This is a genomic window from Chitinophaga arvensicola, from assembly GCF_900110835.1.
GTDB lineage: Bacteria > Bacteroidota > Bacteroidia > Chitinophagales > Chitinophagaceae > Chitinophaga > Chitinophaga arvensicola.
The window spans coordinates 2,820,553-2,833,570 of sequence record NZ_FOJG01000001.1 but is presented as its reverse complement, the minus strand read 5'-3'; the positions used below and the strand labels follow the sequence as shown (position 1 = coordinate 2,833,570).

The following is a 13,018-nucleotide window of genomic DNA, read 5'->3' as shown; positions in this document are numbered from 1 at the left end:
AACAACACATGAAGCATATTATCGTGATAAGTCTGATCAGTTTCACAGGAATAGCCGGTTTATCTTCCTGTGGATCTTCTGTAACGGGAGAAGTAAAAAGCAATGCTCCTGTGGTGGCCAATACGGAGCCATATATCACCGTCGATACCACGCTGATCCCGGCCGATCAGTTTGGCGAATCCGTGAAATATGGCCGGGAACTGATGCTCCATACCGCACAGCTGATAGGTCCCGATGGCAGCGCCGGTAAATACCTCGGCAATAAAATGAACTGCACCAACTGTCACCAGGATGCAGGCACCAAAGCCTTTTCCTTTAACCTGATGTCATCACACGATCACTACCCGCAATACCGGGGCAGGGAAGGGAAAGTACTCACCCTCGCCGAAAGGGTCAACAACTGCGTAACACGCCCGCACAACGGTAAGCCGTTACCGCTGGACAGCAAGGAAATGGTGGCCTTCCTCTCTTATTTCAAATGGTTAAGTGGCTTCGTACCAAAAGACAAGCCCTTCAAAGGCTCCAAAAACCTGCACGTTACTTTCCCGGATGTAGCCGCCAATCCTGAAAACGGCGCCGTATTGTATGAAACCAACTGCTCCCGCTGTCATGGTCCCAACGGGGAAGGACAATGGGCCGCCGATAAAAGCACTTATGTATACCCGCCACTCTGGGGCGCCAGCGCCTATCAGCCCGGCTCCAGTATGCACCGGGTCATCAAACAGGCGGAATGGCTGAAAAACAATATGCCCTACGATAAAGTAGCCGAAGGCAAACCTTTCCTGACGGATAAGGAAGCCATGGATATTGCCGCTTTTGTAAACAACGACAAACTGCATCCCCGGCCCAATCCTAAAAGCTTCGATTATCCGCATATAGCGGAAAAAGCGATCGATTACGACCACGGTCCGTTTGCTGATACCTTCTCCGTGGCACAGCATAAATTTGGTCCGTATCAGCCTATTATCGACTATTGGAAAGCCAAAGGCCAGAAGCCCGTGTATTAAATACCGGAATAGACAAACTCGATCAGGCCCCTTCTTATTAATGTCTTATTTTTGCAGGGATAGTGAGGCGCGCGCGCTTCACCCCTGCGACTTAATAGTAGAAAATTTGAAGGAATGGTTGTTAGTAAGAATGAAACCGGCTATACCCGTAAACAGGAAATCGTGAACGGGTTGATCCACGGATTAGGAATTATTTTTGGCGTAAGCGCCTTACCCATGCTGGCAGGCATTGCCGCTACTCACAACAATACACCCGGTATTGTAGGCGCCTGCATTTATACCTTCTGTTTTATATTGTTATTTACCAATTCCACCATTTATCATTTATCGCAGGAACTGGCCGTAAAAAAGCTGTTCCTGATCTTTGATCATATCAGCATTTACTTTTTAATTGCCGGTACCTATACGCCTTTCCTGCTGGTGTATATGAATAATGCCTTTGGGATCACGTTGTTGTCGATTCTCTGGGGGCTCACGCTGGTAGGCGTTTTATTCAAGACCTGGTTTACGGGAAAATATGATATTGTGTCTACCATCATTTACCTGCTGATGGGCTGGATCATGGTATTCGGCGGCCGTCGCTTTTTTGATACCCTTCCCTTGCCCGTGATCATTATGCTGGCCATTGGCGGCGGCTTATACACGATCGGTGTGATCTTCTATATCTGGGATAAATACAAATACACACACGCCGTATGGCATTTGCTGGTGCTGGCTGCAGCGGTTTGTCACTATGTAGCCGTATTACTGGCCATGTAAGATACCGGGAGGAATTATCAGCCACTTAATCCCGGCTGGTAATTCTTTTCTGCCCACATTTTTTTCCGGTAATCCGTAGGATTGATACCGGTGTATTTTTTGAAAGTCCGGTTCAGGTGACTTTCGTCTGTAAAGCCCAGTTCCTCCACAATTTCGCTCATCCGCATATCACTGTACTGCAGGCGGGTTTCCACGAGTTTCAATTTGTAATTGGTTACATATCGCTGGATACTTTCTCCGGTCAACTTCTTCACATATTCACTGACATAGTGCTGGGAAAGATTAAAGCGGCTGGCCAGTTTCTCCGTACGCAGGTTTTCCGGGTAGTAGATATTCTGATGAATATAACTCAGTATTTCATTCGGCAGGTCGTTGCTCATCCCGCTTTTCTCTGTAGTGAGCATTGTTACATTGCGCGCCACGATAGTGATAATAGTATTCACCAGCTGCTGCACCACCTCATTCCGCAGTGATTGTTCCTTCTGTGACTCCAGTATCAGGGCATTGATCAGCGCCCTTACAATGGGCTTATCGTCTTCATTGCGCAGGATACATCCGGGAAAGCGGTTATTATGGAAAATATACTCCAGTTTGCGCGCCCAGTCGCCCAGGTGACTGTTGGAATTACCACTGCGCTGTGCCTCCAGGTAAATACCATTAAACCGGATAAATAAAAAGGCTGTCCGGGTTTTGATCCGGGTATATTGCACATCCTGTGGCTGTAGCAGGAAAAGATTTTCAGGGCCGTATTCAAACGTATGCTGGTTATTGTGGAAGTTGCCCGTTCCTTTCAGGATATACACCAGCTCAAAAAAACTGTTCCGGTGCTGCCCGATGGGACACACATCTTCCTCTGCAAACAGGATGTCGAATGGTTTATAAAGCGTCTTTACTTCCATAACCTCAGATTGTACAAAACCTACCCCTGTTCGTACAAGGGCACCATTGCAAATTTATTCGAATTTTGAGTTATCAGATCACAAAAAACAAATTTAACGATATGAAAGCAATCGTATTAAAACAGTTAGGCGGTGCAGAAAACCTCGAACTCAAAGACATTCCCGTACCGGCCATAAAAGATAAAGAAGTACTGGTACGCAATCATGCCATCAGCATTAACCCGGTAGATATCTTTGTAAGAACAAATGAAGGGGCGCTGAACAATATCCTGAAACCAGCCGCCGGCGAGGATATTATACTGGGCTGGGATATTTCGGGAGAAGTGACCGCCGTAGGTGCACAAGTGACCGGATTTAAGCCAGGAGATGCCGTATTTGGTATGGTCAACTTTACGGGTCACGGCAAAGCCTATGCAGAATATGTGGCAGCACCGGCCAGCCACCTGGCGCTGAAACCTGCCAACACCTCCCACGAAGCAGCCGCAGCAGCCACCCTGGCCGCACTTACCGCCTGGCAGGCACTGGTAACACATGCGCACATCAAAAAAGGCGATAAAGTACTGATCCACGCCGCAGCCGGTGGCGTAGGCCACTATGCCGTACAGATTGCCAAACATTTTGGTGCCTATGTCATCGGCACCTCTTCCGCTGCGAAAAAAGAGGCCGTATTGCGTTTCGGAGCTGATCAACATATCGACTACAACAGCCAGACCTTTGAAGAACTGGTCACCGATGCCGACATTGTACTGGATTCCATTGATATCCCCGGTCACCTGGATCGTTCCCTGGCAGCCGTAAAAGATGGCGGTCATCTGATCAGCATCCGCGTATTTTTCGACGATGCACAAAAGCAAAAAGCGGCCGACAGGAACATTCATATTGAAAGAATGTATGTTACCTCCAACGGGGAACAGATGCAGTCTATTGCCGCCCTGCTGGCATCCGGGGAACTACATTCTGAAGTAGCAAGCGTGTATGCTTTCGAAGATATCGCAAAAGCCCATGAGCAGGTATCTACCGGAAAAACACAAGGGAAGGTAGTAGTAAAAATATAAACACCATCACATAAAAAATCCTCTCCCGCCTTTCAGCCGGAGAGGATTTCCAATGCAAAAAAATTATCAACAAGCAAACAGCAAATCGTATAGTCGTTCCCGTTTTACCAGAATTTCACATAGATCACAGACAACAGCAGCAATATGGTAACAATCAGAATAACCGAAGAAGGTTTCAGTTTAAACATCTCATAGTCCAGCGCAAATGCTTTGGCACTGATCTTTGGTCCCGCCAGGCTGATCGCCACCATTACCAGTACCGTAGTCAGGAAAGACCATCCCAGGCTGATAAAGAAAGGAATTTCATATTCGCCTTTGGCATTGTGAAATGCAGAATAAAGAATCGTTTCCGGGCCAAACACACTCACCGCTACCTGGTTGAAAAACAACGACGCGGCGAAACCCGTGATAATACCCGCAATAGCTGCGGTGCCACTGGTTCTTTTCCAGAACATCCCCAGAATAAACGTGGCAAATACACCCGGACTGATAAAGCTGGAATACTTCTGTACAAACGTATAACCACCAGCCCCGCCAATATCCAGCAGGTCGTTCCAGGTAAAGATCACACCGATGATAATAGCTACCACAATGGTAAACCGGCCGATCCAGACAAGCCGTTTTTCATCGGCCTGTGTATTGATATATTTCTTGTATACATCCAGGGTAAAGATCGTGGAAATACTGTTGGACTTGCCCGCCAGGGAGGCCACAATGGCGGCGGTAAGCGCGGCAACAGCCAGTCCTTTCAAACCCGCCGGCAGCAAGGTAAGAATGGCGGCATAAGCGCCATCTTTATGCCCGCCTTCCAGTTGTGGCAGATGCCCGTGCTGGTATAATACATACGCCACAATACCAGGCAACATCACGATCACCGGCATCAGTATCTTTAGCAAACCGGCAAATAAAATACCGGTGCGGGCGGTTTGCAGATCTGCCCCCAAAGCGCGTTGTGTGATATATTGGTTACAACCCCAGTAGTTGAGGTTACTGATCCACTGACCGGCCATATACATACCGAAACCAGGCAGGATCAGGTACTTATTGACATAGTCCTGCGGAGCCCCTGCAGCAGGCTTTTTCAGCATCATGTGAAAATGGTCGGGCGCTTCCTGCATCAGGATGTTAAATCCTGCGAGCACATCTTTCCCCATCCCGAATTTTTCACTCACTACGGTGAGCGCCATCCAGGTAGTAGCGAGGCCGCCGATAATTAACACGCCTACCTGTATTACATCGGTATAACCAATCACTTTCATCCCGCCCAGGGTAATGATGACGGAGAAGATGGCCAGGGCCACCATCACTTCATGGAAGTAAGCACCGCCCAGCAGACCATTGATGGCCAGGGCGCCCAGGTACAGGATAGAAGTTAGGTTAACAAACACATATAAAAACAACCAGAATACGGACATAATCAGCGCTACCGTTTCATTGTAGCGCGTTTTCAGGAACTGGGGCATGGTGTAGATCTTGTTTTTGATATACACCGGCATCAGGAATACAGCCACAATGATCAATGCTGCAGCCCCTACCCATTCATACACCGATACGGCAATGCCTACAAAGAAGCCATCACCACTCATCCCGATAAACTGTTCTGCTGAAATATTAGAGGCAATAATGGAGGCGCCAATGGCCCACCAGGTGAGCGATCCCTCTGCAAGAAAAAAACTTTTCGATTCGCTGACAGCGCCTTTCTTCTTCTTTTTATAAATCCAATAACCGTAAGTCGCAACAATCACAAAATACAATGCAAATACCAGGTAGTCTTTTAAGACAAGTTGATTACTCATAAGTGGAGCGGTTGATCAGCAGTTTTTTATTAACGTGGGTGGAAATACCTGGATATAAGATAGCACTTTCGGGCGTGTAAAAAAAGGGTTACCGGACATCGCTGCACCGGTAACCCCTGAATATCACTGTTCAAAATTTCAATGTAGATGGCAGATACTTTGCCACCAGATCTTCATAATAAGGCTTCAGCACCTTCCAGTCGGGAGGCGTAGGGCTCTTGGAATAAAGATCATACGGATTAAAAAGATCTACCCATTTAAACATTTCTACGTCATGTGCATTCATCAGGTGCCCGTAGGCATGTTCCCGGTGCTGCGGGTAGAAAGAATGGTAACGGAGCATATACAGCGCCGGTTCCGGCAGATGCGGCTTCATCATCTGGTAAATGTATTCATCATGTCCCCAGCTGAGATGTACCTTGTCGAGACCGCAGTTTGGTTCGTATACACCGTATTTGGTGTTATAATCCGGGTTGTTGATATCCGGATTATTTTTGAAGAACTCCGGAAAAACAATCTTGTCAGAAAAAGCGCAACCTACGGGGAAGGTATCTCCTACCACAGCCCATTGCGGTTCACCAAACAGGCATAATACTTTGCCCATATCGTGAAATAAGCCGGTGAGCACCATCCAGTCCGGATGACCATCCGCACGGATAGCTTCCGATGTTTGCAACAGGTGCTGGAACTGATCCAGGTCCGTATCCGGATCGGAGTCGTCTACAAGTTGATTCAGAAAATCAAACGCCTCCCAAACCGACATTTCTCTTTTATTGAAAGACAGGAATTCCTGTTCTTTTTGTTTTACAAAAGCGTACGACTGGTACGTATGATTCAGGCGGTAGAACTCCTTCACGGTATCACGTGGCGGTGCTTCATAATTCCGGAATTCAGTCTTGCTTTTTTCTTTATTGATATTGGCGGGATCAGGGTAGCGTTCTAACAGATCATCTTCCCATTGATCCAGTGAAGCAAGTGGTGCGGGGTTAGGTTGCCCGTTAACGTTATCCATCTTATCAGATTTTAAAAGTTCGTGGAAAAGCCAGTAAATATCCTTTTCTAAATATGCGATCTTTTTAAAAATGTTCCGCATAATAGAATAACTTTATTTACTTAACCGATTAAGTAACACGGGCTATTATATGGAAAATGTCACGATCCGGATGCTGGCGGAAAGGTTGCAGTTATCTACAGCTACCATTTCAAAAGCACTGAGCAACAGCCATGAAATCAGTGAAGAAACCAAGCAACGGGTGCTGGCACTCGCGGCGGAACTGAATTATGTGCCTAATCCATATGCCAGCAGTCTGCGTAAAAAATCCAGTCATACTATTGCTGTGGTGATCCCTGAAGTGGCCGACAGCTTCTTTGCAGAGGCCATCAACGGCATAGAAAGCGTGGCGCAGGACAAAGGTTATCATGTACTGATTTACCTGACGCATGAAAGTTTTATGAAAGAACAGGCTATCCTGAAAGATTTTCAGAGTGGCCGGGTAGATGGCGTACTCATTTCCGTAACCACCGAAACCACAGCTGCTGCGCACGGGCTGGCTCAACTGGCTAAAGAAATTCCCCTGGTATTTTTTGACAGGGTCTGTGAGGAAGTCACCGCCGCCCGGATTACCACCGACGATACCATTGCCGCCTACAACGCCACCTCGCATCTCATTGCCGGTGGTTGCCGTCATATCGGCCTTTTATCGGCTTCCCGGCAGTTATCTATCAGCAACCGCCGGGCAGAAGGATTTCAGCAGGCCCTTGCGGCGCATCAGCTGCCGCTCACGGCCGCCAGTGTGCTGCATTGCTCCAACGATCCGGTAGCCACGCAACAAGTGCTGCAAACTGCGCTGCAACAACATCATTATGATGGCCTGATTGCTACCACAGAAAAACTCGCCACCGCTGTTTACCAGGCCTGTGAGGCCCTATCACTGAACATTCCCGGCGATATACAGGTGATCGGCTTCTCTAACCTGAGCACCGCCCGCTTTCTGCATCCCTCGCTCACCACAGTATCACAACCCGCTTTTGATATGGGCAAAGCTGCGGCCACCCTGCTCTTCCGGGCACTGAAAAGCAGCAGCTTCCCGCTAAACGAGCAGCAGCAGGTTATTCCATCTTCCCTGATTGTCAGGAATTCTACAAAAGCACATTAATATCAGGTAGCCAGACAGCTATCCCGCAACATTTTCATGTAAGCCATGCCTTTTTCACGGGCAAAATTCACATTGCGTTCGGGGATCTTTTCGGGATGGGGATAATGCTGCAGCGCCTTTTCGATTTCTTCCTCCCTTAAAAGATGCAGCATCGGATAGATGGACCTGTTGGTATAATTGGCGGCATCCTGCAGAGAAGAGCCTGCAAACTGGTATAACGGGTGAAAACCCGCGATCTGGTAAATACCGGTATATTTCTGCTGACGGATCATTTTCTCCGTAACCGCCACCAGGTCAAGATAATCGCGGAATACAGGAAAACCATCCGGAAAAATAAGGAGCGTGGTAGCAATCGCCGGATCCTTGTCCAGCAGCCGGCATTCAGCCAGCAACTCATCATTGGCGGCCTTCAACGTGGTAGCGCCACTCACCTGGTAACGGATACTGTCTCTCTTCACTTCCCTGCTGGCAAAAGGACAAAAATTACAGCCTATCACCAGTTCCCTGACCCAGTGCTGTGTTTGTGTAATTACCTGCGCTATTTTTTCCGGACCGTATATCATAGCGGCAAAGGTACGGATTACTCCTTCCTGGTGATCACGGTATTACGGAAGTGATCCCCTACCTTATGGTGGGTAATAGCATATTGTGCAGATGGCAGATAGGCTTCCATCATGGGCAAAGCAGGTGCATAGTGATAACTGCCGCCGGTTTGCAGCGATCGCAGGATTTCCATAAATTTCCGGGCATAGCCCATATAGGCACTATCACTACGCTGGTGATGATGCAGAAAATGGTTCGAGAAAGACAGATTGGAAATAATCGTACCCCAGCGGTTGGGTATGGTGGCATATTCGAGCCAGTCTACCGATTGAAGATAAGGCGCCGGTTGTTCGATGAACCGGTCTATCCCATAGGCTTCGATGCCCTGTTGACGCAGGTATCTGACCAGCAACGCCTGTTGTCCGCAACCAATATCCAGCACCGGCCCCTTCATGGATAATACATCCAGGTGCAGCACCGACAGTTGTGTAGCAGGAGAATATTCGGCGCAAACCACCCGTTTTACCTGTGGTTCCAGTGTTCCGTTGATTTCCCGGACAAAGGCATTGGTGCGGAGCAACCACTGTGTTAAGCGTTGTCCATGCAATTGTTCGAGGCCGTCAAAATTGGTTTGTTTGTTTTGGAGCTGGGTAACAATATCTTCCATCAGAGCGCTGTACACGGCTTTCAAAGATTCGCCGGCAGCACCGGAAACATTCATATACTGGTTGGTAGCACAGAAGGTAAGTTGTGCCTGTGTGGTAAGGTAATTCACCAGACCGGCTGTCAACCCATCCGCGTTCAATTGTAAAATTTCACGCGGATAGGTGGCCAGCAGGAACCTCGTGTATGGCGTCCACGCCAGAGCGGCGCTTTTGCCGCCATAAAAGAGGTTCAGGTCTTTATGTTGTTCATGTTGTGATGCAATACTCTTGATGATCTCCGGAAAAACAGGCATTCCCTAAAGGTACACCTGTTTCAGGGATTAAGGGTAAGTAATCCTCACGAGACGGTTGGCATCGCGGTAATCGAACTTTGTGAAGGTGCCTACTACCAGCATGGACTTCTCTCCGGTTTGCTGCAAAATTTTCTTTACAAATCCGGTATTGCCATTCTTATCCGCCGTTACCCCTCCCATACTATTGTAGGTAGGATGAAAGGAACCATTTGCATTTAATACCACCAGGTTATTGCGTTTTAACCCGTTGTACTCTGTGAAGGCACCACCGAGGATGATTTCCCCACCTGGCATAAAGCCGATACTGGCGAAATAGCCGCTTGTTCCTACGCCTAAATTAAAAGTAGGATCTACTGTACCGTTTTCATTGATACGGGCGGCACGCGGCAGTTTTAGTCCTCCGAAATTATTGAAGGAACCTACCACCACAATCTTTCCATCCGGCTGGCGGGCAAAATTCTCAACGCTCTGATCGGCGCCTGCGCCAATTGCAAAGCTGGGATCCAGGCTGCCATCGGTATTCAACCGGGCCAACCGGCTAACAGACTGACCGTTGTATTTGGTGAAGGAACCTCCTATCAGCAATTTGCCATCCGGCAGCAACAATGAGCGGTAAATATACCCATTAGGTCCTTCGTTGCCCATATGCATGGCATGATCATAGTTGTACGTGCTGTCAAAACTGCCATCCGGCATCAGACGTACCAGTCCGTTTACCTGGATAGAATCGAGGTGAACAGAATCCTGTCCGTTTGCACCTACCAGGTTATAATTCGGCTGCACGTAGAAACGGAAAAAGCCACTTGCCAGGATCTTTCCATCTGCCTGTACATGCAGGCTGTTTATCCGGCCGGATACGCCGCCTTTAAGCTGGGATACGATGATTTCCTTGGCGGTAGGAGAAAATATTTTATCTGCCGCAAGGGAACCATTATTATTCAGCATTGCGATACTGTTGACATAATTCACACCCTCATAATTATTAAAGCCTCCGGCTACCAGGTACTTATTTCCGGGGAGCATCACAGCAGCCAGTACAGCGGTATTGGTACCATTCAGTACATTGTCCGGACCAAAAGATTTGTCGAGACGCCCGTCATGATTAAGTCTGGCTACCCTGAGCTGTTTACCTTTCTTTCCTGATTCATCTACGTCTGTAAAATCTCCCACGATGAGATACTTGCCGTTTTCTACAGGGATGATATCTTCAACATCTCCATTGGCGGCTACTTTACTTGGAAACAATGTGTCCATTTCAAAGACGCCCCTCACCCGAAAGAAGGGTCCAAAGAAATACTGCTGGTCTACCTGTGCGGCCACGTTACCGGAAGCTGCATCTGCAGGCACCTTCAACTGTGCGGAAGTATCCGTCAGCGTTACTATTTCTGCTTTCACCCCGTTGAAGAGGAATGATAATTTGTCTTTACTTTTCAGAAATCCCTTCCCGCTCACCATCACCAGTTCTCCTATTTTTGCGCCGGTTGGATTGATACCGTCCTTATTAAAGTAGATCGCCGGCAACACCTGCTCTTTATAGGGGTCATCTACCCTTGGACTGATCTTGCTTTTTGCACAGGCCACCAGGATGGCCAGGAGCAATATTAAATAGCTATATCTTTTCATACTGATTGCGTTAATAGGTTATTTATTCTGTAGCGCCTGTTCCGCCGCCAGCAAAAATTCTATGGGGCGGAATCCGAAGGTATGCCGCATACTGAGTACATGCAGCACACCATTGGTGGGTTGAATATCAGAAGACGATACGATCACCCGCAAATTGTTATTGAAGGTAACCGGATCAAAAGTGATATCCGTTAATGTCAGGATACGGGCCCCTACAGCCTCTACATTGTTGTAGTTCTGATACACCAGACCGATATTGAGAATATAACCACCTGCCATAACATAATTAATTCCGGGATAGGCATAGATATTCACCGGGTCCATGCGCGCAAATTTATTGGCCGTATACTTCCCTTTCAGGATATACCGGTCCAGGAACTTCCGCCATACCGCAGGAGGAATATCACCCAGCTTCACACTGTCTTCTACCATCTGATAGCGGTACTCGTTCAGATCCGCCAGCGCGTCCACCACGCTCTGATCTGTGGGCGCAAAGAAAGTCACAGAATCATTCTGCAAGGTTTCTTTCAATCCCGCCTTTTCCACGATATAGGCAATAGTATCAAACAGGTAAGGGTTCTTTACCAGGTAATCGTAAATGGTACCCTTGTAATGAGGATCTGCCAGACCTCCGTCTACATAATAATCCTTTTTACAGGCAGAAAAGAGTAATCCTACCATCAGCAGGATGCCGGCAATGGGCAACAGCTTTCGCATAGCAAATATTTTTTACAGTTATTGTATCCAGTATTGATTCCTCACAACCAGCGGATTGTTGTTCACCGCAGAAGTAGAGATAGGCCACGTCCAGGCGCCTTTCTCCATTAACTCCGGTGTCAGCGGGTTTTCTGTCAGATTTGTATTGCCAATCCTTCCGGTGCGGATCAGGTCATACCATAGATGTCCTTCTCCCATCAGCTCTTTTTCTCTTTCATAAAAAATGGCATCCTGTAAAGCAGTTCCACCACCACCGGTATAAATTTTTGCACCAGCCCTGTCGCGCACCAGGTTCAACATCGCAATGGCTTCATCGTTCCGGGTTCCCAGGTTAGCCAACGCTTCTGCTCTCAGCAGAATAACATCTGCATAGCGGAAGAAAATGAAATTGGCGTCATAATCCCTGGTAATAGGGTTGGTGATAGCGGAAAACTTCAGGAACATCGGCTTCTGAGGTCCTTTGCTCCCATAAGGATCATCAAACCAGAATTGCATCCGCTTATCAGATTCTCCCCGTGGATAGATACGGTCCAGGTGCTTCACGATAGGCGTAATTTCACTGTTGCCATTCAAACCATCCTGGATGATAGGCGCATGTAAAGTCCACTGGCAGATGAGAAAATGGAACTGGCCACCGTAGTTGGCATTCAGGGATAATTCAAAGATCCCTTCTTCCGAACGGCCTTTAAAGATATTCTTGAACGTTTCCGGTGTATACTCCAGCAGTTTGTACTCACGTAAATCTATCAGTTCCTTGATCAATACATCGGTCTGTGTCCAGTACTTCTGTTGATTGGCTTTATCAAAACCAGCACACCACATATTGATATGCGCCATCAACGCCAGTGCAGCTCCCCTGGTACCTCTCACTGCCCTGTTGGTCGGGTCATCATAGGAAATTACCATGTCATCCTTACAACCCGCCAGATCTTTCAAGCAGAAATCCATCACCGTCAGCATCTTTTCACGTGGACGCAGGGTAATATCATAGGCATCTGTCTGCAAAGGCACATCTCCGTATAGCCGTACCATATAGAAATAGGTAAATGCACGGATAAAACGCGCTTCTGCTACCAACGCTTTTTTATCCTTGGTACTGAAGTTCGGATCTTGTATACCAGGTATACGATCTATACAAAGATTGGCCGTAGCTATGGCTTTGTAAAACAATCCCCAGTCAGGGATATCATTCATATTATCATCGGTGGCCGATAACAACCGGTTAGTGGCCAGGAAACGGAAACCATTTTTATTGAACCAGTTCCAGTTGCCCGCACGGAAATCGCCTACGTTATACATAGCCCCCTTGGTAAACTTATCCAAAAGAGAGGCATAAGCACCACCGATCGCCTTTGTAGCATCCCCCTTCGTTTTCCAGAAATCCTTTCCGGAAAGTGTATCCAGTGGTTTTACTTCCAGAAACTTCTTACAGGAACCTGCCCCCAACAAAAGGCAGAAGAGTATTCCTATTTTATACCATTGTTTCATCTGAAATAATTTAAATG

12 protein-coding genes are annotated in these 13,018 nt (G+C 47.5%); 4 read left to right on the top strand and 8 right to left on the bottom strand.

All coding sequences use genetic code 11. The annotated features are described in order from the left end of the window. Positions 1-8: 8 nt before the first annotated feature. Positions 9-1,007, top strand: a complete 999-nt coding sequence (locus tag BMW79_RS11800; RefSeq protein WP_089894916.1) for a c-type cytochrome — start codon at positions 9-11, stop codon at positions 1,005-1,007. 114 nt (positions 1,008-1,121) lie between these two features. Further along, positions 1,122-1,766 carry a PAQR family membrane homeostasis protein TrhA gene (gene trhA, locus BMW79_RS11795; protein WP_089894914.1) on the top strand — a complete coding sequence of 215 codons (645 nt, stop codon included), beginning with the start codon at positions 1,122-1,124 and terminating at the stop codon, positions 1,764-1,766. 17 nt (positions 1,767-1,783) lie between these two features. Here trhA and BMW79_RS11790 read toward each other — a convergent pair whose 3' ends face one another. Then, on the bottom strand, positions 1,784-2,665 hold the full coding sequence (locus tag BMW79_RS11790) for an AraC family transcriptional regulator (protein WP_089894912.1): 882 nt from the start codon (positions 2,663-2,665) through the stop codon (positions 1,784-1,786). A gap of 101 nt (positions 2,666-2,766) precedes the next feature. Between BMW79_RS11790 and BMW79_RS11785 the strand changes: the two genes are divergently transcribed. After that, positions 2,767-3,720, top strand: coding sequence for an NADP-dependent oxidoreductase (locus tag BMW79_RS11785; protein ID WP_089896866.1), 954 nt, complete (start codon positions 2,767-2,769; stop codon positions 3,718-3,720). 104 nt (positions 3,721-3,824) lie between these two features. Here the strand turns inward: BMW79_RS11785 and BMW79_RS11780 are convergent, their stop codons facing one another. Together BMW79_RS11780 and BMW79_RS11775 are read right to left on the bottom strand one after the other, a co-directional pair. After that, positions 3,825-5,516, bottom strand: a complete 1,692-nt coding sequence (locus BMW79_RS11780) for a sodium:solute symporter family transporter (RefSeq protein WP_089894910.1) — start codon at positions 5,514-5,516, stop codon at positions 3,825-3,827. Positions 5,517-5,646: 130 nt separating this feature from the next. Further along, positions 5,647-6,528: an inositol oxygenase family protein gene (locus BMW79_RS11775; RefSeq protein ID WP_089896865.1), complete on the bottom strand. Its 882-nt coding sequence runs from the start codon at positions 6,526-6,528 to the stop codon at positions 5,647-5,649. Between the two features lie 130 nt (positions 6,529-6,658). On the opposite strand from BMW79_RS11775, the gene BMW79_RS11770 reads away from it, so the two are divergent. Beyond that, complete coding sequence (locus BMW79_RS11770) at positions 6,659-7,672, top strand: LacI family DNA-binding transcriptional regulator (RefSeq protein ID WP_089894908.1); 1,014 nt, start codon at positions 6,659-6,661, stop codon at positions 7,670-7,672. Positions 7,673-7,674: 2 nt separating this feature from the next. On the opposite strand, the gene BMW79_RS11765 is transcribed toward BMW79_RS11770, so the two are convergent. Genes BMW79_RS11765 through BMW79_RS11745 form a run of 5 tightly spaced genes read right to left on the bottom strand, consistent with a single transcriptional unit; the run spans position 7,675 to position 13,001 of the window. After that, on the bottom strand, positions 7,675-8,235 hold the full coding sequence (locus BMW79_RS11765; RefSeq protein WP_089894907.1) for a DUF1415 domain-containing protein: 561 nt from the start codon (positions 8,233-8,235) through the stop codon (positions 7,675-7,677). Between the two features lie 17 nt (positions 8,236-8,252). Further along, on the bottom strand, positions 8,253-9,173 hold the full coding sequence (locus BMW79_RS11760) for a methyltransferase domain-containing protein (protein ID WP_089894906.1): 921 nt from the start codon (positions 9,171-9,173) through the stop codon (positions 8,253-8,255). A 27-nt stretch (positions 9,174-9,200) separates the two neighbouring features. Further along, positions 9,201-10,796 (bottom strand): IPT/TIG domain-containing protein, encoded by a 1,596-nt coding sequence (locus tag BMW79_RS11755; protein WP_089894904.1) that lies wholly within the window; start codon positions 10,794-10,796, stop codon positions 9,201-9,203. A gap of 18 nt (positions 10,797-10,814) precedes the next feature. Beyond that, the gene (locus BMW79_RS11750) at positions 10,815-11,513 is read right to left on the bottom strand and encodes a fasciclin domain-containing protein (protein WP_089894902.1); all 699 of its coding nucleotides are present in this window, start codon (positions 11,511-11,513) and stop codon (positions 10,815-10,817) included. An 18-nt stretch (positions 11,514-11,531) separates the two neighbouring features. Beyond that, positions 11,532-13,001 carry a RagB/SusD family nutrient uptake outer membrane protein gene (locus tag BMW79_RS11745; protein ID WP_177192126.1) on the bottom strand — a complete coding sequence of 490 codons (1,470 nt, stop codon included), beginning with the start codon at positions 12,999-13,001 and terminating at the stop codon, positions 11,532-11,534. Between the last annotated feature and the right edge of the window lie 17 nt (positions 13,002-13,018).

Coding starts and splice junctions, on each gene's coding strand:
- BMW79_RS11800 (WP_089894916.1), top strand. CDS start 9: ATGAAGCATATTATCGTGATAAGTCTGATCAGTTTCACAGGAATAGCC.
- trhA (WP_089894914.1), top strand. CDS start 1,122: ATGGTTGTTAGTAAGAATGAAACCGGCTATACCCGTAAACAGGAAATC.
- BMW79_RS11790 (WP_089894912.1), bottom strand. CDS start 2,665: ATGGAAGTAAAGACGCTTTATAAACCATTCGACATCCTGTTTGCAGAG.
- BMW79_RS11785 (WP_089896866.1), top strand. CDS start 2,767: ATGAAAGCAATCGTATTAAAACAGTTAGGCGGTGCAGAAAACCTCGAA.
- BMW79_RS11780 (WP_089894910.1), bottom strand. CDS start 5,516: ATGAGTAATCAACTTGTCTTAAAAGACTACCTGGTATTTGCATTGTAT.
- BMW79_RS11775 (WP_089896865.1), bottom strand. CDS start 6,528: ATGGATAACGTTAACGGGCAACCTAACCCCGCACCACTTGCTTCACTG.
- BMW79_RS11770 (WP_089894908.1), top strand. CDS start 6,659: ATGGAAAATGTCACGATCCGGATGCTGGCGGAAAGGTTGCAGTTATCT.
- BMW79_RS11765 (WP_089894907.1), bottom strand. CDS start 8,235: ATGATATACGGTCCGGAAAAAATAGCGCAGGTAATTACACAAACACAG.
- BMW79_RS11760 (WP_089894906.1), bottom strand. CDS start 9,173: ATGCCTGTTTTTCCGGAGATCATCAAGAGTATTGCATCACAACATGAA.
- BMW79_RS11755 (WP_089894904.1), bottom strand. CDS start 10,796: ATGAAAAGATATAGCTATTTAATATTGCTCCTGGCCATCCTGGTGGCC.
- BMW79_RS11750 (WP_089894902.1), bottom strand. CDS start 11,513: ATGCGAAAGCTGTTGCCCATTGCCGGCATCCTGCTGATGGTAGGATTA.
- BMW79_RS11745 (WP_177192126.1), bottom strand. CDS start 13,001: ATGAAACAATGGTATAAAATAGGAATACTCTTCTGCCTTTTGTTGGGG.